Here is a 24,267-nt window from a genome sequence, read left to right on the forward strand (position 1 = left end):
TTAAAATTAAACTATGCAATATTATTATACTAAAAATATTATAGTTGCAGGGCTTTTGGTATTTTTACTGTTCTTTATTTTTACCTCTGCTTGTGCAAAAAAGGAAAGTGATTATTGTATAGTTACAGAAGTCAATGATGGTGATACTTTAACTATTGTTACAAACTCTGTCTTAGGAATATTTGTTAGAACTGAAAAAGTCAGGTTAATTGGAATAGATGCGCCAGAACTTGCTCAAGAGCCGTGGGGCAGAAAAGCTAAAAACTATTTAAAAAAACTCGTCAAAGAAAGTGACATGCGGGTAAAAATTGAGCTTGATGTCCAACACAGAGATAAATATGGAAGGATTCTGGCATATTTGTGGGATAAAAATGGAAATATGATTAACTATATGATGATAAGAAATGGATATGCTATGGTGTATACTATTCCACCGAATGTAAAATATGTAGAGTTATTTGTAGAGGCTCAGCGACTTGCCAGACAAGAGAAAAAAGGCATTTGGGGCAAAGACGGACTAACTGAGAAGCCTTCAGATTGGAGAAAACAGCATCCAAGAAACTAAATCATATATCTCTGTCTTTTAAGGTAGTTTTTAACCTCCTCTCCTTCTGTTTCAAATCCTCTCTTTCCCATTGCACCATAGGTAAGTCTTTTGCCAAGTTCCACCCCTGGCTGATTGAAAGGATTTACACCATAAAGTAAACCAGCCATGGCAGTTGTTATCTGAAGAAATTGGAAAAGTTGACCAATTATAAAGGAATCAATTTTGGGTATTATGATTTTCATGTTAGGTTTTTTGTTCATCCTTAAAGCCATTTCTGTAGCAAGTTGTTCTGTATTAATCAACTCTTCAAGAGTATGTCCGCCAAGATATCTTAATCCTTCAATATCATGAAATTCCTGAGGAATCTCTTCCTGAAATCCATGATTATCAATAGAAACAAATAAAATAACTTTATCTTCAGGTCCTTCCATCCACAACTGAAGCTGAGAATGCTGGTCAGTTGTTCCCAAAGATGGGTACGGAGTAGTTCCTTTTCCTTCTTTACCAAGGCTTTCTGCCCAAAGCTGGCAGAACCATTCAGACATTGTCTTAAGTCTATCAGAGTAAGGAAGAAAAACTAAAACTTTTCTGTTTTTTAATTTATCCATAAGATAAAGACAGGATGCAAGATATGCCATTGGATTTTCATTCAAATTTTCTCTATAAGCTCTTTCTGATATCTCCTTTGCTCCTTCTAATAATTCTTCACTTTTTATTCCTATGACCTCTGATAGAAGAAGTCCAACAGGTGTTAAAACCGAGTATCTGCCCACAACATTTTTTGGAATTTCCAAAGAAGGAATTTCATACTCATCTGCAATCATTTTTAAATTCCCTTTTTCAGAGTCTGTGGTAAAAATAAAATGTTGTCTTACATCAAGTTTCCTGTCCCTTATCATTCTCCAGAAAAGTAAAAATGAAGCCAATGTTTCCGCAGTGCTTCCAGACTTTGAGATTACATTTATGAGAGTTTTCTTTAAATCAATAATCTCTATAATGTATTTGAATGTAGCAGGATCAACATTATCATAAATAAAAACTCTATTTTTTTTTCTAAGATTGTTAAAAGGACTTAATGCTTCAAGCAAGACTCTTGGACCAAGAGCACTTCCACCAATTCCAAGAACAATAAAATATTCATAATCTCTTGCTTTTTTTGCAAGCTCTTTAATTTGGGAAGTATCTTGAAATGGTAAATTTATAAAATCAAGCTCTTTATATGGTTTTTTAGACAAAAGCGATATAGATTTTTTTGCTTCATTCTCTATTTCAATAAGAGAAAGACCATTATGACCTATTTCTTCTGTTAGAATATTTGAAAAATCAAGTCTTATCACGTTTGCCTCCTTTCTTTGAAAAATAGGCAACAACAAAGACTATAACCACTGATAAAATAACAATCATGGCTAAAACCTTTGTAAGCTTGAATGCCATCATTACAAGGAGCGCAAGCGCAAGAAGAAGATAAAGCTTCCAGCTCAAGATCTTTGCCTCCGAATATACAAGTAAGCTTCTTTTGTAGAAATAATCAAAATAGCTATAAAACCTATCAATAATCCTTTAATGTTGAACCAGCCCTTAATTGCAATAAACCAGAGAAATAAAAAAATAGCCCCCAGTTTGAGGTAGCTTAACCCAATTACAGTAAGCTGAAACATAGGTTTTCCAAAAAATTTCTTTACAGCCCATGCAAGTTCTCTCAAGCTAAGCCAACTAATAAACCCTCCAAGAATGACGTTAAAAGCAACTATCTCATTCTGCCATAGAAGATAAGCTGCTATGGCAAGAACTGGCACTAAAATGAAAGTTTGCTTATTGACCCTCTTTATTACTTCCCTGTCCATCTGCCCTGTTCACCTTCCTTATAAATCTAAAAATTTCTTTTACACCTGCTACAAATCCAGCAGCTAAAAAAATAAGAGAAAACAATGGAAAAGTTTTATGAAAGACAAATTTATCTATTAGATATCCAAGGATTGCTCCTATAATTACACAGAGAACAAAATTAATTCCTAAAGCCGAAGCCTCAAGAATTACTTTAAAAATAGATTTTTTAGGACTTTCTTCACTCACTGACATCCTCACATTCTGATAATACAAACTCTTTGAGAGAATATGCAACTTCTTTGTAAAAATCTGTATTCGCCTTTTCATATAAAGCATCACAGAAAAGAGGTATCCACTCACAGAGTCTTCTTGCAAACTCTATTTGTAAATCTTTTAAATTTTGTTCAATTAAATAACTCATAAAAAGCAACTCCATTGAAATGTGATCTGGGGGGAGGTCTATTTCTTCATCTATTGCAACTCCTGCTGTCCAGTAAAAATGTTGGACATCATCAAGACTACGATTTATTGGAATATCTTTATAAAGTTCAGCTTTGTAATAGGCTTCATAGTTTGGTAGATTATCATTGATAAATAAATGTATAAAATCCTCGCATATTTCTTCATATGTATCTTTAATTTCTACTTGAGCAAACTCTTCAAATTGCTCAATATGCTCAATATGGGGAATATTCATAAAAAGATAGGCAAAAAGCCTATAAGCTTCTGCTCTTTCTTCATCAATATAGTCTAAAAAATTCATAGCTTTTTAAATATTTTGTAAGCTGCCTGCACAGTTTTTTCTATATCCTTTTCACTATGTGCAAGACTTATAAATCCTGCCTCAAACTGAGATGGAGCAATATAAGCTCCTTTTTGTAGCATCCCTAAGAAAAACTGTTTAAATTTTTCTGTATCTGAAGTCTTCGCTGTTTTTGCATCTATAACTTCATTTTCTGTAAAATATGTGCAGAACATTGTTCCTGCTCTATAAAATTTCACATTTATTCCTGCTTGCTTGGCTGAATCTTTCAGTCCCTCTTCAAGATATTGCATTGTTTTTTCAAGTCTTTTATATACAGAAGCTTTTGAAAGCACCTTTAAAGTCTCAATTCCAGCAGTCATTGCAATAGGATTCCCTGAAAGTGTACCTGCCTGATAAACTCCGCCATCTGGTGCAACAAGTGCCATTATTTCCTTTCTGCCTCCATATGCACCTACAGGAAGTCCTCCTCCAATAACTTTACCAAGACATGTAAGATCAGGCTTAACTCCATAGTATTGTTGTGCTCCACCAAAAGAAACTCTAAATCCTGTTATTACTTCATCAAAAATAAGAACAATCCCATATTTTTGAGTCTCATCCCTTAAAACTTTCAAAAACTCATCCTTAGGAAGAATACATCCCATATTTCCCACAACTGGTTCAACTATCACACAGGCAATATCTTTCCAATGTTCTTTTAATGTATTTTTGAATGTGTTTATATCATTAAAGGGTAGGACAATTGTTTCTGAAGTATATGATTGAGGCACGCCGAGACTGTCAGGAATACTAAATGTAGCACCTCCTGAGCCTGCTGAAACCAGAAGTCCATCAACATGACCATGATAGCATCCTTCAAACTTTATAACTTTGTTCCTTTTTGTAAATCCTCTCGCTACTCTTATTGCTGACATTGTTGCCTCTGTGCCTGAATTAACAAAACGAAGCTTTTCTATAGAAGGAAATGCTTTTTTTACAAGAGTAGCAAGCTTTATCTCAAGTTCAGTTGGTGCGCCATAGCTTGTTCCTTTTTCTATGGCTTTCTTTAATGCTTTAACAACAGATGGATAAGCGTGTCCAAGAATCAGAGGTCCCCATGAAAGAACATAGTCTATGTATTCATTCCCATCAACATCATAAATTTTTGAACCCTTTGCTTTTGCTATAAATAAAGGATTTCCACCTACTGCCTTAAAAGCTCTTACAGGACTATTGACTCCTCCTGGCATGAGCTTTAAAGCTTGTTTATAAAGTTTCTTTGATTTTGTTGTCTTCATTTTTTACCTCCAAGTATCGTTTATTTCAATAAAAATACCAGAAAAAACAACAAAATCGCAAATTATGTTATAATTTTTCATGTCTAAAAGAGCGCTTGTTATAGAAGATAATGAATTAGTTAGAGAAACTTTAAAGGCACTGCTTGAATTTCTAAATTTTGAAGTAATTACTGCTGAAAATGGAGAAATAGCATTAGAAAAATTCGTCTCTCAACTTAATTCAAACAATTTTTTTGATGTTATATTAGTTGACCTTGTTATGCCAGGGATGTCAGGTAAAGAAGTCATACAGGAACTAAAGAAATATGACCCTAATGTAAATGCTTTAATATCAAGCGGATACTTTAATGATTCATCAATTGTTGAGTATGAAAAATTAGGCTTTAAGGGTGTCCTTAACAAACCCTATACACTTGAAGAACTTAAAGAAGTCCTGAAGAAATTAAATCTTATCTGATGCTGGAATATATATTCTGAAAGTTGTTCCAATCTCTGATATACTTTCAACCTCTATTTTACCCCCAGATTTTTCTATAACGTTTTTTACAATGCTCAATCCAAGACCTTTTCCTTCTTTTTTCATTGTAAAAAATGGGTCAAAAATTTTATCTATATATTCCTTAGGAATACCCGGACCTGAATCTGTAATTGTCAGGCAAACATAGTTTCCTTTCTTTAAATCTTCAAGTTCGCCATCATTGATATAATTTTGTATCTTTATTTTTATATTTCCTTTATCCTCCATAGCCTGTCTTGAATTCATTATAATGTTTTGAAATACTCTATAAAGCTGCGCAGCATCGGCATAAACAGGCAATATTGAAGGTTCTGATTCAATAGTAAACTCTATTGCCGTTCCATTTAAAACAAATTCAGTAGAACTTTTAACAATATCCTCAACATTTAATTTTTCTTTCTTTAATATAAAATCAGGACTTAAATCCTTCATTTGTTCAATAATTGTATTCATTATTTTTGTAACTTCAAGCATTATCTCTATATTTTCTTTTTTATCCTCTGATTTTTCAAGCTCCTTAAGCAAGGAAAGATTCCCAGTAAGAACCATTAAATAATTACTAAAATCATGAACAATTCCTGCTGATATCTTTGTGAGTATATCCATTCTTTCCAATCTTTTTGAAAGCTCCTGCCTTTGAATTATTTCTGTAGCGTCCTTAATGGTTATTACATCACCAAATTTTATACCCTTTACCAATATCGGATTTTCTGTATAAATCACAGGAACCTCTTTTTCTTTTATCTGTAAAATCTTATATTCAGAGCCATTGTGTTCTTTAAAGGTTAGTAATTCATTTAGCTGTTTTCCAAAAGAGTCGTCTGAAACATCAAGAAGCCTTCTTGCTTCTTTGTTCATATACTTGATATTTCCTGAAGAATCAGTATAAATAAATCCTGTATCAACTGAATCAAAAGCTGTTCTTTTTTCTTCTACCTCCTCTGCAAGATTCAGAAAAATATTTCTTAATCTATCAAGGCTTCTTATGGCAAAAGAATGAGAAATAAAAGCAAAGATGATTAAAACAATATAGGAAATACCCTTAAATTTTTCATACAAAGAAAGATTTAGAAAACTTGCAAGCCACCAATCATTAGTAATCTCATACTTAACAATCTGCCATCTACGTCCCTTAAAATCTTCAAATATGTCATTATCAATCTTTTTAAAACCTGCAGGCAGGAGTCTATCATTTCCGAATATTTTTTCTTCGTAAACCTTTTTAAGCTCTTCAGGTGAAACACTAAAAAGCATCCTATTTTTGAGTTCCTGTTTACCTATAAGAATACCTCCAGAAGAATGCATCATAAAGGCATTTTCAATATCAATCTCTTTCTTAAAATTTTTGCTTATATCAAACTGTAAAACAAGCACTCCGATTATATTACCCCTATCATAAACAGGGTAAGAAATTCTTATATCATCCCTTTTTGTATAAATTCCTCTTGCAATAAAAATTGAAAGTTTTCCTTGAATTGAATCTTTAAAATACTTCCTGAAACTCACATTTTGATTAATCATCTCTTTTCTATACTCAGTAGAGCAGGCTATTATATTTCCATTTTTATCAGTAAGCCAAACCAAATCCGTATCAAAAATTTGATTTAAATAGGAAAGGTATTTATTTAACTCTTCTTGCCCCTTTTTTATTCTTTTTTTTAATTCATTTGAAGATGCTTCAAATTTAACTAAATCGCTGTAAAAGGCTATTTTATCTTTAACTTCAAGAGAGATTCTCTGCATGTTTAGTTTTTTATGGTATGCATCCATATCTTTCATATCTTCAATATATTTTCCAGATAAGCAAATCAAAATAGAAAATATTAAAACAAACATGAAAATATACAGGACATAAGCTTTAAATCTTTCTTCATACAAAGACCTTGTTCTGAATGAGAGACTTAAAAAAACTAAAAAGGTAGCAAAAATATTAAGAAATAGTGACTGAGAAACTATATAACATGAAAGGCAAATAATATATAAGCCAAAAAAAATAAAAGGCAAAAGAGCTCCTTTTTTTATTAAAGAAGGTATAACTCTTGATGGTTTGTATTGGGAAAACTCCTCCTTATACCAAATATGAAAATAAGAAATACCTATCAGAAAAAGTCCTAAAAATATTAAAGTCTTATCCTGTTTGAATATAAAAAGAATAACAAAAATAATCGCCAATAAAAGATAATATAGTTTGAGATTGATAATAGTTTTGTAGGCATAAAAAAGAATTGCAGCAATTACTGCAATATTTGCAGCAATTAAATATAAATAATATCCGCCAGTAAAGTTTTTGAATAAAATTATTGAATTAAGAATAGTATGTAAAAAAATGATAATAAAAAAATATCCAACAACTCTTTTATTAAAATTTGGCTCTATAATTTTACGCCAGAAAATAAGATAATAAAAAACAATAGAATGGAATAAGAGAAATGATACTCTTAAAAAATTGAATAAATCATCAAAAATTTGAGTATTCATCCTATCACTTCGTCAAATAAAGAAAGATTTTCTTCAGAAATTTTGAGATTTATATCTCTTGCTCTTTTTAAGTTTATAATTCTTAAAAATTTTTCTGCATCTTCTACTTCCAAATCTGATATTCTACCTGTTTTTAAAATATAAGAAGCCATCTCACCTGCTCTGTATCCCATCTGATAAAAATCAACAGATATACCACCAAAAAATCCAAGTTGAACAAACTGTCTGTTAATTGCAAGGTCAATTTTTTTAATTTTATCCGTCATTATTGATGCAATATCTGATATAGTTAATATTTTCTCATTTTTTATTGACATCACAAAAGGGAAATAAGCTACGATATCCTTTCTTTTATTTATTTCCTCTGAAGCTTTTATAAGTTCCTGAATTGAACCTACGGGATATAAAACTATTCTATCTTTAAAATCCTTATTTTTAAGTTCATAGATAATTTGTTCTTTAAGTATATTACCCATAGAGTCGGTTGAATAAAGAATAGCAATTTTATCAATCTTGCCAACAAGAACTTCAAGCATTTCCATTTGCCTTAATACAAAAATTCTTTCATAAACACCTGTAAAATTTTTAATTGGCTTTCTTCCTTCTATAAAATGGTATTTTGTATTGTAATGCTCTGGAGTAAGATTTATGCCTGAAAATACAACAGGAATTTTATCTCCCATAAAATGCTTTGCTACACATTGAAATGCTGCATCATCGGTAGTAAGAATCAAAGAAGGTTTTTGAGATTTAACACGTTTTGTGAAACCATCACATCTTTTTTCAAATTCCTGTTTAGAGATTCTTCTTGAATCAAAATAAATCTGTTCAATCTTTAAATCTGATACATTCTTTTTTAACGCATCAGTAACTCCCTCAACCTGGGGCTGACCGCATACATCTTTAGCATCATAACTTGAAAGAATAACCACAGTTTTTTGTTCCGAGCATCCATAGAGAATAAAAAAGGCAAAGATAATGACAGAAATTTTTAAAAAACTTCTCATGCCATATTTTATCAAAACTTCCTTGTATTTCAAAATTGTTATTTCAATATTCCATACACTTTTTTAATATTTTTCAGCAGATTCTAAACTCCTCGCTTGGAATGATAAATTGTGGTAATAGAAAAAATAACATGAAAACATTGACTGTTTTTAAAAAAATTATGGCAAATGTCATTTGAATTGTTTTATAATTTTAAGATTTTTCCTAAGGGAGAGTAAAAATGAAAATACCCATCTCTATTCCTGCTGAAACATTTAAAGTAAGAGCAATTGATATAGCGATATTTTTTATTGTTTTAGGGATTCTTTCTTTTATTATATACATAGCTTCTGAATGGGGTACTCCTTATGAGAGAACAGTGGAAATAAATTTAAATCCTTCAAATATCCCACAATATGCTATTCAGTCTCTTGCAAGAATTTTTTTTGCCTATATATTGTCTTTAACTTTCTCCATATGGTATGGATATACTGCCTCAAGAAGCAAAATTCATGAGAAAATAATGATTCCTTTGCTTGACATTCTTCAGTCAATTCCTGTACTTTCCTTTTTGCCTGGCGTTGTTTTAGCAATGATAGCTCTTTTCCCTGGAAAAAGAATAGGGCTTGAACTTGCATGTATTCTTCTGATTTTTACAGGGCAGGTATGGAATATGACATTCAGCTTTTACCACTCCATAAGCACAATTCCAAAAGAAATGAGAGAAGTGGTAAAAGTTTTTAAATTCAATAAATTTTCTAAGTTTTTAAGGCTTGACCTTCCCTTCAGTGCTATAGGACTTATCTGGAACAGTATGATGAGCGTAGCAGGAGGATGGTTTTTTCTCATGGCATGTGAGATGTTTATTCTTGAAGATAAAGATTTTAGACTTCCTGGGATTGGTTCTTATATTCAAACAGCTGCAAATGAGGGAAATATTGAATATGTAATTTACGGACTGGGAACTATGATTCTTTTAATAATTATTCTTGATCTTTTTATATGGAGACCTCTTATTGTGTGGTCACAAAAATTCAGAATAGAAACAATTCCACCAGAAGAAGAAAGAGAATCTTTTGTATTAAATCTTTTTTCAGGTTCTATTTTCATTAAAAAAGTAGTAGATTTATTGAACAATACGATTAACAAAGTAGAAAAACTCAGTTACAGAAAATTTTCATTGTCAGGCAATCCTGTTGTAAATAGACTGAGTAAAATCATGGGAATTATTTCTCTAATAATTATTTTGTTGGTAATTATATGGGCTATTTTAAAAGCTGCTGGACTGGTTTCAAATATTAGTTTCAACGATATCATTACAATAATAAAAGCTGCCTTTTATTCACTACTAAGAGTCTTTGTGGCTTTATTGATCGCACTTGTCTGGACTCTTCCTGTTGGAGTTTATATTGGGCTAAATCCCAGAGCTGCCAAGATATTACAAAGCATTGTTCAGATAGCAGCAAGTGTTCCCGCTACTGCGGTGTTTCCTGTTATTCTTCTTTTTCTTATTAAACTTGGAGGAGGACTGGATATAGGTGCCATATTTTTAATGCTTCTTGGTACACAATGGTATTTGCTTTTTAATATAATTGCTGGAGCAAGTGCAATTCCTAAGGATTTAATTGAAATCTCCAGAGCTTATGGTGTAAAAGGTATCAGAAAATGGAAAACTCTAATACTTCCTGGGATATTTCCCTATCTTGTTACTGGATTGATTACTGCCAGCGGAGGAGCATGGAATGCTACAATTGTAAGTGAGTATGTTTCTTTTGGAGGAGAAATAATGCATACAGCAGGACTTGGTGCTTTAATAAGTCAGTCATCTGCTTCCGGAAATTTTGGACTTTTATTGCTTTCAACATGTTTTATGTCTCTAACTGTTGTTGGAATAAATAGATTGCTATGGAAAAGACTTTTTATTTTGGCTAAGACAAAATATGTTCTGGAGTAGTTATGGAAAAAGAGATTATTCTTGAAACCATAGGTATTAAAAAATCGTTTATGGTTGGTAAGGGAAGAGAAATTACTGTTTTGGAAGATATTAACCTGAAAATATACTCTGATGAGTTTGTTTCAATTCTTGGACAGTCTGGTGCAGGTAAATCAACACTTTTAAGAATAATTGCAGGACTTGTTGAACCAACTGAAGGGCAGGTTTTATACAAAGGAGTACCTCTCAAAAAAGCAAATGCTAAAATAGCAGTGGTTTTTCAGAGTTTTGCTCTTTTCCCATGGTTTACTGTTTTGGAAAATGTTAAAGTTGGACTTGTAGGCATTGGATTGAATGAAGAAGAAATACATGAAAAAGCAATTAAAGCAATTGACCTTGTAGGGCTTGATGGATTTGAAGATGCCTATCCAAGAGAATTAAGCGGCGGGATGCGACAGAGAGTAGGAATTGCGAGAGCACTTGCTGTGGAACCTGAGCTTTTACTTATGGATGAGCCTTTCTCAGCACTGGATGTTCTTACAGCAGACAATCTTCGTGGAGATATTATTGATTTATGGAAAGAGGGTAAAATGCCGGCAAAAGCCATTGTTCTTGTTACTCATAATATTGAAGAAGCTTTAAGTATGTCATCTCGGGCTGTTGTTCTTACTCATAATCCTGGAAAAATCAAAGCTGAGATTCCTCTTGAACTTCCATACCCAAGAGATAGAAATTCAAGGGATTTCAAATTTTTGTTAGATAAAATCTACACTATTCTTATAAAATCACCTGAGGAAATTCCATTCCTTCTTGCGGCTGGTAGATATCAATTTCTTCCCCATGCAAAAGTTGGTGCAATTGCAGGACTTATTGAGCTTGTTCATGATAAAGGTGGAAGGGTTGATATCTATGCTTTAAGTTCTGAATTAAGCATGGAAGTTGATGATATCTTTCCATTGATAGAAGCATCTGTAATACTTGACTTCGGAGAAGTGCGAGAAGGTGATTTTATTCTCACAGAAAAGGGGAAAAACTGGGCAGAAGCGGATACTCTTGAGAAAAAAGAAATATTCAAAGACTCTGCTCTGCAGAATGTTCAACTTATTAAACAAATTATGCAGGTTTTATCAACAATTTCAAAGCACAGAGTATCAGAGGAATTCTTTATTGATATTCTTAAAAATCATTTCACACCAGAAGAAGCATGGAATCAGCTTGAAACAGCCATAGACTGGGGAAGATACGCAGAACTGTTTGCCTATGATTATGACGCTGGAGAACTCTACCTTGAAGAACCTTCAACAATTGATATGTAAGCTTTCAGATTTACTCGGAATATTTCCTTTTTATTATAATTACAAAGGCGAACGTATTGATATCTCTTATGAAACAAAAATCAAACTGATTTCAGCAATTGGAATTACTCCTGATGGAAAAAACATCATTAGCTGGATTAATTATTTTGAAAACAATTCTTGGAAAAATTGCTTAGAACCTGTCTATGTAGTTAAACAGGACCATTCAATATTCATTTATCTAAAAGAAAATCAAAAGCCCAGTCACATTGAAATTTCTCCATTCAAAGATTTAGGACAAGAAGGTGAAACTCTGAGTTTATTTTTAAATTTTGATATTATGAAAAAAGAGGAGCAGAGAGTTCTTGATGACGGAATATATTTTAAATACAATATCCCTGTTCCTTCGCTTCCTATTGGCTACTATAACATAACCGTTTTTTTTGAAAAATCAATTCATAAAAGCACTCTGATAGTTGTGCCTGAAAATTGTTTTGTTCCTTTTAAAAAGAAAACCTGGGGTTTACATCTTAATCTCTGGAGTTTAAGAGGAAATAAAAAAGAAGGAGATTTTTCACATCTAAAAAAAATTGCCGAATATATAAATTCTCTTGGAGGTTTTATAAGTATAAATCCTCTTCATTTAAATGATCCTGAAGATTTGTATGGTATAAGCCCCTATTCTGCCATATCAAGACAGTTTAATACGCCTCTTTATCTATCTAAAAGTCCTGTAAAAGAAAAAAATGAAGAGTTTTTTGATTATGCTTCTGTCTGGAAAGAAAAAATAGAAGCTCTCAGGATGGAGTTTGCAAAGTTTTATAAAGCTTACATTAACAAAGAAGATGAAGCAAAGAGATTCCTTGATTATAAAAATAAGCTATGTCCTGCTGTAAGAGAAGATTTACAGTACTTTTCAGTTTTTTGTTTCCTAAGAGAAAAATTCGGGAAAAACTGGCAAAATTGGGAAGAAAAATTTAGAAAGCCTGATAAAAATACTCTTTCCATGATTTATTCTGAATACAATAAAGATGTAGTTTTTTATGAGTATCTCCAATGGCTTATTGAAGATGAAATCGCAGAAATGAAAACCTATCCAATCTCTCTTGATCTTGGTTTTGGTTCAATTAGGTCAAGCTTTGATGTTTGGGTCAATCAGGAACTTTATGCAATTAAAGCAGAATATGGTGCACCACCAGATGACTTTAATCCTAAGGGACAAAAATGGGGATTTCCTCCTTTAATTCCTTTCAGATTAAGAGAAAAAGCCTATATGCCATTTATAAAACTTTTAAAAGCCAATATGAAGACAAAATTGCTCAGAATTGACCATGCACTTGGACTTTTTAGAGCTTTCTGGATACCTGAAGGAACAACTCCCTATGAAGGCGCATATATAAAATATCATTGGAAAGATTTGCTTGGTATAATTACCCTTGAAAGTCAGATAAACAAAACAGGGGTTATTGGAGAAGATCTTGGAACCGCAGAGGAATGGATGAAAGAAGAACTTATTAAAAGAAAAATCTGCTCATGGAAAGTATTTTATTTTGAAAAAGGTCCATACGGATATAAACCATCCAGTTTTTATCCTGAAGATGCTTTATGCAGTATAACAACCCATGATTTACCTACTCTCAAGGGATTCTGGGAAGGAAAGGATATACAATTACGAAAACAGTTTTCAATTTTTGATGAGCAACAATTTGAAAACGCATTTGCAGAGAGGCAGCAAGATAAGGGAAAAATTATTACCCTTTTAAAAGAAGAAGGACTGCTTGAAGAAGAAGCTCCAATTGACAAGCTACTTGTTGCAATAATAAAATTCCTTGCAAAAACTCAATCAAAATATCTACTGCTATATCCTGAAGATATGCTGCTTATGGAAGAGCAAACAAACTTTCCTGGCACAGTCACAGAATATCCTAACTGGCAGAGAAAACTTCCCTTGTCTTTTGATGACATTATGAAATTGCCTATTTTTAAAGAAATTACAACTATTTTAACTGAGGCTGGACGGGCTCATCCTTCTGGATAGAAGGAAGTTCTTTCTCCTCTTGTTTTTCCTCTAATACAGGCACGGAATCTTTTTCCTCTGGTTCTGTATACTCTTCTTTAATTATTCCTCTTTTCTGCATTATGAAATATATAAGATTTGTCCTCTTTTCAATGAATCTTGAATTTCCCACAGGACTGTATTTTATAGGATTTGGTAAAGACGCAGCCAGCCTTGCAGCTTCTATTGCATTAAGCTCTGAAGCTGATTTTCCAAAATAATGCCTTGATGCCGCCTCTGCACCAAAAATTCCCTCCCCCCACTCAGCAACATTGAGATAGAGTTCAAGAATTCTCTTTTTAGACAGAGTTTTTTCAAGTCTCCATGTAATTATTGCTTCCTGAATCTTTCTTACAGGATTTTTAGATGGAGTAAGATAAAGATTTTTTGCCAATTGCTGTGTTATTGTACTGCCACCATATTTTAATTTTTTCTCCTTTATGTCTTTCTCAATTGCTTTTTTTATTCCTTCAATATCAAATCCTGAGTGGCTATAAAATTTGTCATCTTCTCCAATAAGAACTGCCTTAACAAGATAGGGGGAAACTCTATTAACAGGTATCCACATTTTTTTTATTTTTATTTTTTTACCATCCCTCTCCCATTGTTTAATGCGATACTTCATCATTGCTGTTAACTCTGGATTTTTCTTTTTTAGAGAGGAAACATCTACCACAAATGGATAACCAACTATGTAAATAATATAAGATACAAATACAATGATTAGACCTCTAAATATCCATTTAAGCATATCCATATTTTATCATTGACAGAGGTTACTTATAGAATGATTTTTAATGAAGTTGTCTTTGGATAAAAAAACTTTTGATAAAATATATCAATGAGCATACACAAGAAATTTCCAGATTAAGACTTGAACTACCTTTTTCAATTTTTCTCTCTATATTTACAGTAATAAAAAAGATTGTGGATAAAGCAAGAGTGCCTGGAAGATTTCTACTTTCTGGTTCTGCAAATTTTGCTCTACTTAAAAATCTTACTGAAAGCCTCGCAGGAAGAGCAGTTTATCTGAACATGTCTCCCATGTCCCGAAGAGAGTTATTTTTTAAAACAGAGGAAGAGCCATTTTTAATGAAATTTTTCAGAACACAGAAAATTGAAAGCTCAACCACCCCAGAAAAAATAAAAGATGAAGACATAATTAAAGGACGGCTACCACCTGTTGCTCTTGGACTATCAGAGAGAACCCTCTGGTTTAAAGGTTATGAACAGACCTATCTTGAAAGAGACATAAGACAGTTCAGTCAAATAGTAAATTTAATCTCCTTCAGGCATCTACTGAGCCTTGTTGCTTTAAGAACAGGGAGTATCTTAAGTTTAAGCGACCTTGCAAGAAATGCAAAGCTTAATGTTTCAACTACCTCAAGATATCTTTCCTTGCTTGAAGCATCCTTTATCATAAGAAGAATTCATCCTTATTTAAAAAGCAAGGCAGCAAGACTCATCAAATCACCAAAGATATACATGAGTGACTCAGGACTTGCTTGTTATCTCGCTGGCATTGACTCACTTGATAGAGAACCCCTGATGAGAGCACTTTTTGAAATCTATGTTGCCCAAAATCTACTGTTAATAATAGAGTCAAGATGGCAAGGGGCAAATCTTTATTTCTGGCATATACAGGGAAGATATGAAGTTGACTTTGTAGTTGAAGCTCAAAACAAATGTATAGCTATTGAGGTAAAGGCAGGAGAAAAATGGGAAGACAGAGAGCTTTCAGGGCTTAAGGCTTTTGTAAATAATACAGAAAACTGCATTGCAGGAGTGGTTGCATACAATGGAACAAATATAGTAAGACTTGGTGATAAGCTATGGGCAATCCCTTTGAGTGTTTTGTTATCATAGAAAGCTTTTATTATTTCTGTGTCTAAAACTGTGACTAAATGGTTAAAAATAACAAATTTTCACCTTGACAAATCAAGCATATAAGACATTTTTTGATTTTGTGCCGTTTATAGATTTTTTAAAAAAATGTGATAAAATTTATTCTAAAGAAATGCATGCTTTTCATCTAAATAGAAGTGAGTACTCTGGAATCTGAAGGAGAGGAAAATAGTCTAAAAATAATTAAAAATGACCACTTTCATTACAAATAGTAGCGAGAACTCTTTAAAAGACCGACTAAAAACTCTTATCAGTAAGAGTGAAGAGTTAAAGTTTCTTGTGGGATTTTTTTATTTCTCAGGACTTCAAGAACTATATGAAACCCTAAAGTCCTTGTATGAAAATGGACATTTAAAAAATGAACATTTAAAAATCCTTATAGGACTTAACATTGACAAAGGAGCCTATGGTATATATGAAACAGCTAAAACTAAAAGACAACTGAATCTAAACTCACTTAAAGAGGACCTCTATAAATCCTTCAAGATTGCCTTCAACTCCGCGGATTTAGACAACAAGAACACCTATGAACAGATAGACTTTTTCATAAAGCTTCTTACTGAACAAAAGCTCATTCTAAGAAAAACTAAGCAGCCTAATCATGCAAAGCTTTATCTATTTAAAATGAACGAATCTGTAAAAGATGTTATACCCAATCTTTTTATAACAGGCAGCAGCAATCTAACTAAAGTTGGGCTTGAATCCCAGGATGAGTTTAATGTTGAAGTAAAAGATTATGGCTTTGAAGAAGCTGAGCGATATTTTGATAATCTTTGGAATAATTCAATAACTCTTGCTGAGGAAGATGTAAACCAACTCACTGAAATACTAAGAAAAAAGACATTTCTAAGACAAATAACCCCGTTTATTGCCTATGCCTATTTATTAAAAATATATCTTGAACTACACAGAGGTAAAGGTTTAAATAGAGAACTTCTAAAACTGATGGAAGAAAAAGGCTACAAACCCTATACCTATCAAATTGAAGCAGTTTCTCAGGCACTTTCCAACTGCGAAGCCCATGGAGGCACTCTTATTGCAGACGTAGTAGGTCTTGGTAAAACTGTAATAGCCTGCCTTACTGCAAAAGCCCTTGGCAAAAGAGGTGTAGTAATATGTCCACCCCACCTGATAGGTGATGAAGACAGAAAATCAGGCTGGAGAAAGTATCTTGCTGACTTTGAACTGTGGAAATGGGAAATTCGCTCGGTTGGAAAACTTGAAGATACATTAAAGTTTATCCAAGACAATGAAGATATAGAAGTAATCATAGTTGATGAGGCTCATAGATTCAGAAACGAAAGAACAGAAAGCTATCACTATCTTAATGAAATATGCAGAGGTAAAACAGTGATACTTCTTACAGCAACTCCTTTTAACAATCGTCCAAGTGACCTTTTTGCCATGATAAAACTTTTCACTATTCCTAAAAAATCAACCATAATACTTGATGAAAATTTAGAGAACCGCTTTGCCTATTATGAAGTTCAATTTAGAAAACTTGCATATATAAAAAATTACTGGAATTCTTCTGACAAAAAAAGAAGAGATAGAGCAAAGAGATTTTACAAAGAGTTATTTGCAAGCCACCTTGTAGAGATTGAAAGAGTCAAAGACAGAGCTAAAAGGCTTGCAAAGGAAATGAGGGCAATTCTTGAACCTGTTGTAATCAGAAGAAACCGTCTTGACCTCAAACATTATCCAGAAAAAATAGAACTCCCTGAAGTAAAAGACCCAATTGAATGGTTTTTTGAGCTCACTGAGGAGCAATCTAAATTTTATGACAAAGTTATTAAAATTTTTGCACCAGTTGATGAGGGAGGAGAATTTAAAGGAGCCATATATTTCCCTATCAAGTATGAAAAGGGCTTGACAAAAATTTTAGATGATCCAGAAGAATTAAAGCTCAATGAAGAGGAAAGCTTCCTTTACACATATCAGAAAAACCTCTATGATTTTATGAGAAGACTTCTTGTAAAAAGATTTGAAAGCAGTTTTGGAGCTTTTAAACAAAGTGTTTCACGCTTCAAAGAAATCCAAAAAACAGCCTTAGAATTCATAAAAAAATCAGGGAAATTCATCCTTGACAGAAAACTCATGGATGACATTGTAACAGCAGACCCTGAAACAATATATCAAAGACTTGAAGAATATGAAGCACAGCTAAAACAAGGAGAAGTCAACAAAAAGTATCATAAGGTCTATGAAATAGACAAATTCAAGGATGCAGAACAATTTATCAATGACATAGAAAGTGACCTAAAGCTTTTTGAATCGCTTGAAAAAGAAATAGACAAAGTTGGCTTATCAATTAATGACCCAAAGTCAGAAAGACTTATCATAGGGTTAAAAAAGTTCATTAAAGAAAATAGAAAGGTCGTGATATTTACAGAGTATCTTGACACAGCCAGTTATCTTGAGCCAATTCTCAGAGAAGAATTTGGAGAAATACTTCTTCCAACCTTTGGTAATCTGAGCAAATCAAGGATAGAATCAATATATGAAAACTTTGATGCACAATATAAAAAACAAGAAAATCAATATCATATTCTCTTAACTACTGATAAACTTTCTGAAGGATTCAATTTAAACAGGGCTGGAGCAGTCATAAACTATGATATTCCTTGGAATCCAGTGAGAGTTATTCAAAGAGTAGGAAGAATAAACAGAATTGGGAAAAAAGTCTACGACGAAATCTACATAATAAACTTCTTCCCAACAGAGAAAGGAGCCGATATAGTAAAGTCAAGAGAAATAGCAAGCACAAAGATGTTTATGATTCATAATGTATTAGGGGAGGACTCAAAAATATTTGACCCTGACGAAGAGCCTCAAGCATCTGAATTATATAGAAGACTCACAACCTATGTTGAAGATGAAGAGGAAAGTTTCTTTATAAAAATAAAGAGAGAATATGATTCTATAAGAGAAAAATTCCCAGAGCTTGAAGCTGAAATAAAAGATATGCCAAATAGAGTAAAAGTTGCTAAAGCTGCCTCAGATGATGAATTAATGGTTTTTATAAAGAAGGGTAAAGACTTGTTTGTTGGATATAAAAACTATTCTGAGAAACAACCAATAGCTTCAACCTTTGAAGAGGTCTATGAAAAGATAAAGGCTGAATCTGACACCCAATCCTTACCATTAAGTGAAAACTTTTGGATTCATTATCATCAAATCTTTGACAAAACAGCTTATTTCAAAAAGACTCCACCAAAAGCAAATGAACTACCAACAAAGGCAGCGAATCTATTGAGTTACATGCTCAGCATTGAGAGCGAATTACTTCGTCCGCATAAAAAATTCATATCAGATTTACTTGAGGACATAAAATCTTATGGAACGCTTTCAGAATATATACTCTCTGAAATAGTGGAATGGGAGAGGGATTTAGAAAAAGCAGAAACACTTGTGGGCAAAATTCTTATGCTCAAAGAAGATCTTGGAGAGGATTTTCTTGAAAAAATTCACAAGAAAACCGGGTTTCTCTCAGAAGAAGTTATAATTGCAATTGAAAATCAAAAGAGTTAAAAATGCCAGAAATAGCTGAAATAATTGAAAATCTTGTAAGAAATTTTTCCACTGAAGAACTCTCAAATTTTTTACTGCTTAAAAATCAAAACTTCACTGTTTATCACCCTCCAGAAAGACTTTATGACTACGAAAGGGATAGATTTGCAGAGATCTACAAACTCGGCAATGTGCGTCTTGATGATTACAGAGAACTCCTTGCATTCGCAATAAAAACTGAAGAAGAGCTCACAGAACGTAGCAGCAAGAGAGCCCAATACGAACTTGCCAAAAATCTACTTAAACAGTTTCGTACACCCTGTGGGATATTTGTCTTTTTTGACAGTAATGGAAATTTCAGATTCTCTCTCGTCTATGCAGTTTATTCTGGAACAAAGGCAACCTTCAGCCACTATCGTAGATATACCTATTATGTAGCTGCTGATAAACCTTACCGAACATTCATAAAAGCTCTGACTGAAGCAAGATTTGATAATCTTGACGACATAATCTCAGCCTTCTCTACTCAGCCTCTTACAAAGGAGTTTTACACTGAGATACAGAACTGGTATGCCTGGGTTTTAAAGCATGCAAAATTTCCTGGCGGAACGACTGAGGAAAACCTTATAAGACTTCTTACGAGGCTGATTTTTGTATGGTTCTTGAAAGAGAGAAAACTTATACCCGATGAGATTTTCAATCCCGAATATCTAAAAAATATCGTAGCTAATTTTGGAAAAGCTGATTTTTACTATAACACCATCCTTCAGAATCTCTTTTTTGCCACTTTGAATAGATATCCTCAGGACAGGAGATTCACCAAAAATGGCGATTTTCTCACTAACAGGCAGGAATTTGGAATTAAAACTCTTTACAGATATAAAGAAAATATATTGATAGAGGAATCGGATTTCATAAAAATCTTTGAAAATGTCCCCTTTATTAACGGTGGACTTTTTGAATGCCTTGATGACAATGGCAATTACGTTGACGGTTTTACCAGAAGAGAGGACAAAAGAGCAAAATTACCTGATTTTCTATTTTTTAGTGAAGAAAGACAGGAAGACCTCTCTGATTTCTATGGCGAAAGAAAAAGAGCAAGGGTAAAAGGTCTTATTAACATTCTTAAGGACTATAACTTCACAGCCGATGAATCCTCACCTATTGATATAGAAGTATCACTTGACCCAGAACTTTTAGGACATATCTTTGAAAACCTTCTTGCCTCCTACAACCCAGAAACTCAAACTACCGCAAGGAAAGCTACAGGTTCCTACTATACACCAAAAGAGATAGTTGACTTCATGGTAGAGGAATCTTTGCTTGAGTATTTTAAGACAAAGACAAACATTGATGAACAAAAATTAAGAAGTATACTTTCATACTCAGAAGAATCTATTGAGCTCACCGATGAAGAAAAACAGCTTATAATAAACTCAATAGACAGCCTCAAACTCATAGACCCAGCAGTTGGTTCTGGTGCATTTCCAATGGGTGCTGTTCATAAACTTGTCCATATTCTCAACAAAATTGACCCAGACAATGAACTATGGTATGAACTACAATACCAGAAAGCCCTTCATGAAGTTGAAGAAGTTTTAAAGATAAGAGACAGAGAAGAAAGAGAGAGACTACTTAAAGAGTTAAATGATAACTTTGATGAAACTATTAACTATCCAGACTATGCAAGAAAGCTCTATATAATTGAAAACTCAATTTATGGAGTTGATATCCAGAATATTGCAATACAGATATGTAAACTCAGATTTTTTCTAAGCCTCCTTATAGACCAAAAGATTGACAGAACCAAGCCAAACTTTGGAATAAAACCACTTCCTCATTTTGAGACGAAGTTTGTTTCAGCAAATACATTGATAGGATTAAATAAGCCAATACAATTAAGTCTTGAAAATGCAAAAATCATAGAGAAAGTAAAAGAACAAAAAGAAAAGCTAAAAAAGCTCTATAAGAGACACTTTAATATAAAAACAAGAACAGAAAAGAAGAATATTCAAAAAGAATCTGAAAAGATAAGAAATGAAATAAAAGAACTGCTAAGACACATAGGTTGGGATAATTACTCAGCAGAAAAAATAGCCAACTTTGACATATTCTCTCAAACTGCTATTGCAGACTGGTTTGACTCAGAGTGGATGTTTGGAGTAGATGATGGATTTGATATCGTGATAGGTAATCCACCGTATGGTAATTTAGTTAACAAATATAAAAACAGAGACTCAGGAACCTTTAGATTTATACAAGAAAGTGATTTTTATAGGTATTCTACATCATCTGATATTTCCAGTTTATTTATCGAAAGAGGAATTCAACTATTAAAAAAACAAGGCAATCTTTTCTACATAATCACTTTTGCCATAACATTTAATAAAGATTTTTCAGGTAATAGAATGCAAATTAGAGAATGTTTCAAAAAAACAAAAATTTACATTTTTGATAGAGATAAATGTAGAATTTTTGAAAACATGTCACAATCAGTTGCTCTACTAATGTGTATTACTAAAGATTCAACTGAAAAAGAGGGAATATTTACAAGTAGAATGTTTAGGGAAATGCCACTCATTGATACTATAGAGAGTTGCAATAGTGATAATTATTTACTCCCTCGAAAATCTACTTACCAGGATAGACACAGACTACCAAAGATTGGAGAAAGGATAAATCTTAGAATTTTAGAAAAGTTATTTTCCTTTTCATCTAACATATCTAATATATTAAATAACTCAAATAATCACAGGTTATGGATCAGAACAAGTGGTAATTACTGGTATAACGCTTTTGATAAAAAACCTTATGATAGCTCTGAGATATCAGAGATTTATGTTGACAGAATTTACAAAGACTTTTTCCTCTTAGCTGTGAATTCATCACTATTTTACTTCTGGGTTAGAGTATACGGAGATGGTAGACACATGAATAGGGATATTATGGAAGAATTTCCAATCCCTTCAAAAGAAGTTATAAGCCATAATTTAATTCTAATAAAAAAAATCAAAGAAAGATTCATGCAGAAACTCTATTCTGTATTTGAGAGTGAGAGAAAAAGGTTCAGAACAAGCGAAATCAAAGATGAAATTGACTTAATAGACTTAGTAATTGGTAGAAAATTTTATAATCTTGAATTTTATGAGATCGTTCATATTATAAATTATGACTGGGAAGTTAGAGGGGGAAATAAATTGAATAATGAGATCTATAATCTTGTAAATAAGATAAGAAAAATTCAGAAACATAGTTCACAAAAAACTAACTTTCTTGAATCCCAAATTGACCAACTTGTTTACGAACTCTATAACCTTACTCCACAAGAGATACCGATAATAGAGGGAAATAAAAATGATGTTTAAGAATAAAGCTTTTCAAGGAAAAACAATCAATATAAGAGACGCTATTCATGGATTTATAAATTTAAATCATATAGAGCAGAAAATAATAAAAACATATCCTTTTCAGAGATTGAGATTCATACATCAATTAGGACCTACTTTTTTTGTTTATCCTACTGCTAATCATAAGAGATTTGAACACTCATTAGGTGTTGCGCACTTATCCTCGAAAATAATAAAGAAATTGAGAGAATTTGAAAATTTTGAGATTACAGAGCAAGATGAGCAAATTTTTAGAATAGCTTGTCTCATACACGATATTGGTCATGCTCCCTTCTCGCATGTTGGAGAGGACATGAAACTTTTTGAGGATGGAATAGATCATGAAGTCATGACAAGTAAAATAATTAGTGAAACTCAAATTGGAGAATTTATAAAAGAATCTCTCGGAGAAGAAGCCTTACAAAGAGTCTTATTTATCTCCTCAGAAAAGGCAAGCCCTGTTAAAGATATTGATTACATTTTCAATGAATTGCTTACAGGTCAAGCCGGTATTGATAGAATGGACTATCTACTTAGAGATTCATACTATCTGGGAGTGATGTATGGAAAATATGACCTTGAAAGATTAATTGAAACAATTTGCTTTGATAAAGAAGATGGTATTTACTGGGAAGAAGGCGGCATTCATTCTCTTGAACAATTTATTCTTGCAAGATACTTTATGTTTTTAGAAGTTTACTTTCACAAAACTCGGAGAAGTTTAGATTATCACATCAGCCAGTTAATTAGAGAGTTTCTTAGAGAAAATCTAAAAGCAGATAAATTCCCATCAGATGTTAATAATTTCCTTAAAATAGATGATTTTAAAATTTTCTCATGGGGATTAGAACAGGAAGATTTTAGAAAAATATTCATTGAGAGAGAATTTTTCAGAAAAATTCAAACAGAAAGTAGTGAGCATCCGAAACCAGAGGAGATAATAATTTGGGATTGGCTTTCAAATGAAATTGCAAGAGAATTTAACGATACTGAATTTTATGTTGACAAGGCTGAAAATGCTCCCTATAAGTTTGAAAAACCTGATATAAAAATCAAAAAAGATAACAAGCTTCTTCCAATTCATGAAGTCTCAACTTTAGTGTCAAACTTGAGACCTTTACAAAAAATCAGAATTTATGTAAAATTAAAAAAACTTGAAACAATTGAAAATTTTGTAAGAGATTTTTTAAATAAAAGGGGTATAAAATGAGAAGTAAAGCATTGGTAAGATTTTATACAATACTAAAGCTTCTTGACACTGTGAATCAGGCTGTCGGCAAAACTTTCATACAAAAAGCATTGTATATCATCAAAGAAGGTTTTAGCTTGGACTTAGATTATCAATTTAGACTTTATTACTATGGACCATATTCTGACAAGATTTCCGCTGATATTGATACATTGGAAAGCGGCAGGCTTTTGAGAATAGAACACGACAACTCAACAGGATATCAGATTTCAATAACATCTCAAGGAAAAAATTTTATAAAAAACTTTGAAACGGAAATAGAAAATATTGAGGAAATAAATGAAAAAATAAATAAAGTTTTAAAACTATCTGAAAACAAAACTGCAAGAGAAATGGAACTATTAGGAACTACCCTTTATTTTTTGAAATTCACTGAAGATGAAAGAAAACTGTTAAATTCAGTCAAAATGACTAAACCTCATTTTACAGATATAGAAATACAAAATGCTATACAGAAAATTAAATCTACGATATTAAATTAAGTTCACCCTCGTAAGTTAAAGATAAAACAAAAAATGAAAAATTTTAAGATAT

19 protein-coding genes are annotated in these 24,267 nt (G+C 32.4%); 10 read left to right on the forward strand and 9 right to left on the reverse strand.

The genetic code is table 11. From position 1 onward, the window contains the following. Positions 1–13: 13 nt before the first annotated feature. Positions 14–565, forward strand: a complete 552-nt coding sequence (locus tag FLY87_RS03515) for a thermonuclease family protein (protein WP_012545903.1) — start codon at positions 14–16, stop codon at positions 563–565. On the opposite strand, the gene FLY87_RS03520 is transcribed toward FLY87_RS03515, so the two are convergent. The 6 genes from FLY87_RS03520 to hemL are packed head-to-tail and all read right to left on the reverse strand — an operon-like array spanning position 562 to position 4,417. Continuing rightward, positions 562–1,884, reverse strand: a complete 1,323-nt coding sequence (locus FLY87_RS03520; RefSeq protein ID WP_012546494.1) for a glucose-6-phosphate isomerase — start codon at positions 1,882–1,884, stop codon at positions 562–564. The two genes, FLY87_RS03515 and FLY87_RS03520, sit on opposite strands and share 4 nt — an antisense overlap. Further along, the gene (locus tag FLY87_RS03525; protein WP_012545885.1) at positions 1,871–2,029 is read right to left on the reverse strand and encodes a hypothetical protein; all 159 of its coding nucleotides are present in this window, start codon (positions 2,027–2,029) and stop codon (positions 1,871–1,873) included. Before FLY87_RS03525 ends, FLY87_RS03520 begins: the two co-directional genes overlap by 14 nt. Further along, positions 2,026–2,391, reverse strand: a complete 366-nt coding sequence (locus FLY87_RS03530) for an ATP synthase subunit I (RefSeq protein ID WP_012546716.1) — start codon at positions 2,389–2,391, stop codon at positions 2,026–2,028. The genes FLY87_RS03525 and FLY87_RS03530 overlap by 4 nt, the downstream gene beginning before the upstream one ends. Further along, positions 2,360–2,620: an AtpZ/AtpI family protein gene (locus tag FLY87_RS03535; protein WP_012545122.1), complete on the reverse strand. Its 261-nt coding sequence runs from the start codon at positions 2,618–2,620 to the stop codon at positions 2,360–2,362. Before FLY87_RS03535 ends, FLY87_RS03530 begins: the two co-directional genes overlap by 32 nt. Then, complete coding sequence (locus tag FLY87_RS03540; RefSeq protein ID WP_012545951.1) at positions 2,613–3,137, reverse strand: molecular chaperone; 525 nt, start codon at positions 3,135–3,137, stop codon at positions 2,613–2,615. The genes FLY87_RS03535 and FLY87_RS03540 overlap by 8 nt, the downstream gene beginning before the upstream one ends. Further along, positions 3,134–4,417 (reverse strand): glutamate-1-semialdehyde 2,1-aminomutase, encoded by a 1,284-nt coding sequence (hemL, locus tag FLY87_RS03545; RefSeq protein WP_141266313.1) that lies wholly within the window; start codon positions 4,415–4,417, stop codon positions 3,134–3,136. Before hemL ends, FLY87_RS03540 begins: the two co-directional genes overlap by 4 nt. A gap of 79 nt (positions 4,418–4,496) precedes the next feature. Here hemL and FLY87_RS03550 point away from each other — a divergent pair, with 79 nt between their 5' ends. After that, positions 4,497–4,874 (forward strand): response regulator, encoded by a 378-nt coding sequence (locus tag FLY87_RS03550; protein ID WP_012546203.1) that lies wholly within the window; start codon positions 4,497–4,499, stop codon positions 4,872–4,874. Here the strand turns inward: FLY87_RS03550 and FLY87_RS03555 are convergent. Together FLY87_RS03555 and FLY87_RS03560 are read right to left on the reverse strand one after the other, a co-directional pair. Then, a complete protein-coding gene (locus FLY87_RS03555) occupies positions 4,860–7,412 on the reverse strand; it encodes an ATP-binding protein (RefSeq protein WP_141266314.1) in 2,553 nt (850 codons plus the stop codon). The genes FLY87_RS03550 and FLY87_RS03555 overlap by 15 nt on opposite strands. Next, positions 7,409–8,419: an ABC transporter substrate-binding protein gene (locus FLY87_RS03560; RefSeq protein ID WP_028842180.1), complete on the reverse strand. Its 1,011-nt coding sequence runs from the start codon at positions 8,417–8,419 to the stop codon at positions 7,409–7,411. Before FLY87_RS03560 ends, FLY87_RS03555 begins: the two co-directional genes overlap by 4 nt. 221 nt (positions 8,420–8,640) lie before the next feature. Between FLY87_RS03560 and FLY87_RS03565 the strand changes: the two genes are divergently transcribed. Genes FLY87_RS03565 through malQ form a run of 3 tightly spaced genes read left to right on the forward strand, consistent with a single transcriptional unit; the run spans position 8,641 to position 13,665 of the window. Next, a complete protein-coding gene (locus FLY87_RS03565; protein WP_028842179.1) occupies positions 8,641–10,353 on the forward strand; it encodes an ABC transporter permease subunit in 1,713 nt (570 codons plus the stop codon). A 2-nt stretch (positions 10,354–10,355) separates the two neighbouring features. Continuing rightward, complete coding sequence (locus tag FLY87_RS03570) at positions 10,356–11,648, forward strand: AAA-associated domain-containing protein (RefSeq protein WP_012545780.1); 1,293 nt, start codon at positions 10,356–10,358, stop codon at positions 11,646–11,648. Then, positions 11,620–13,665: a 4-alpha-glucanotransferase gene (gene malQ / locus FLY87_RS03575; RefSeq protein WP_169720688.1), complete on the forward strand. Its 2,046-nt coding sequence runs from the start codon at positions 11,620–11,622 to the stop codon at positions 13,663–13,665. Before FLY87_RS03570 ends, malQ begins: the two co-directional genes overlap by 29 nt. Here the strand turns inward: malQ and mtgA are convergent. Next, on the reverse strand, positions 13,625–14,440 hold the full coding sequence (gene mtgA, locus FLY87_RS03580; protein WP_028842177.1) for a monofunctional biosynthetic peptidoglycan transglycosylase: 816 nt from the start codon (positions 14,438–14,440) through the stop codon (positions 13,625–13,627). The genes malQ and mtgA overlap by 41 nt on opposite strands. A 68-nt stretch (positions 14,441–14,508) precedes the next feature. Here mtgA and FLY87_RS03585 point away from each other — a divergent pair, with 68 nt between their 5' ends. From FLY87_RS03585 to FLY87_RS03605, 5 genes are all read left to right on the forward strand, one after another. Beyond that, positions 14,509–15,549 (forward strand): ATP-binding protein, encoded by a 1,041-nt coding sequence (locus FLY87_RS03585; protein WP_028842176.1) that lies wholly within the window; start codon positions 14,509–14,511, stop codon positions 15,547–15,549. A gap of 228 nt (positions 15,550–15,777) precedes the next feature. Beyond that, entirely contained in the window at positions 15,778–19,119 is a 3,342-nt protein-coding gene (locus FLY87_RS03590) for a helicase-related protein (protein WP_141266315.1), read from the forward strand. Between the two features lie 2 nt (positions 19,120–19,121). Further along, complete coding sequence (locus FLY87_RS03595; RefSeq protein ID WP_141266316.1) at positions 19,122–22,463, forward strand: Eco57I restriction-modification methylase domain-containing protein; 3,342 nt, start codon at positions 19,122–19,124, stop codon at positions 22,461–22,463. Next, the gene (locus tag FLY87_RS03600; protein ID WP_181405975.1) at positions 22,456–23,694 is read left to right on the forward strand and encodes an HD domain-containing protein; all 1,239 of its coding nucleotides are present in this window, start codon (positions 22,456–22,458) and stop codon (positions 23,692–23,694) included. The genes FLY87_RS03595 and FLY87_RS03600 overlap by 8 nt, the downstream gene beginning before the upstream one ends. Further along, on the forward strand, positions 23,691–24,215 hold the full coding sequence (locus FLY87_RS03605; RefSeq protein ID WP_141266318.1) for a hypothetical protein: 525 nt from the start codon (positions 23,691–23,693) through the stop codon (positions 24,213–24,215). Before FLY87_RS03600 ends, FLY87_RS03605 begins: the two co-directional genes overlap by 4 nt. The last annotated feature ends 52 nt before the right edge of the window (positions 24,216–24,267 follow it).

This window comes from Thermodesulfovibrio sp. Kuro-1 (genome assembly GCF_006538445.1).
In the GTDB taxonomy this organism is placed as follows: Bacteria; Nitrospirota; Thermodesulfovibrionia; order Thermodesulfovibrionales; family Thermodesulfovibrionaceae; genus Thermodesulfovibrio; species Thermodesulfovibrio yellowstonii.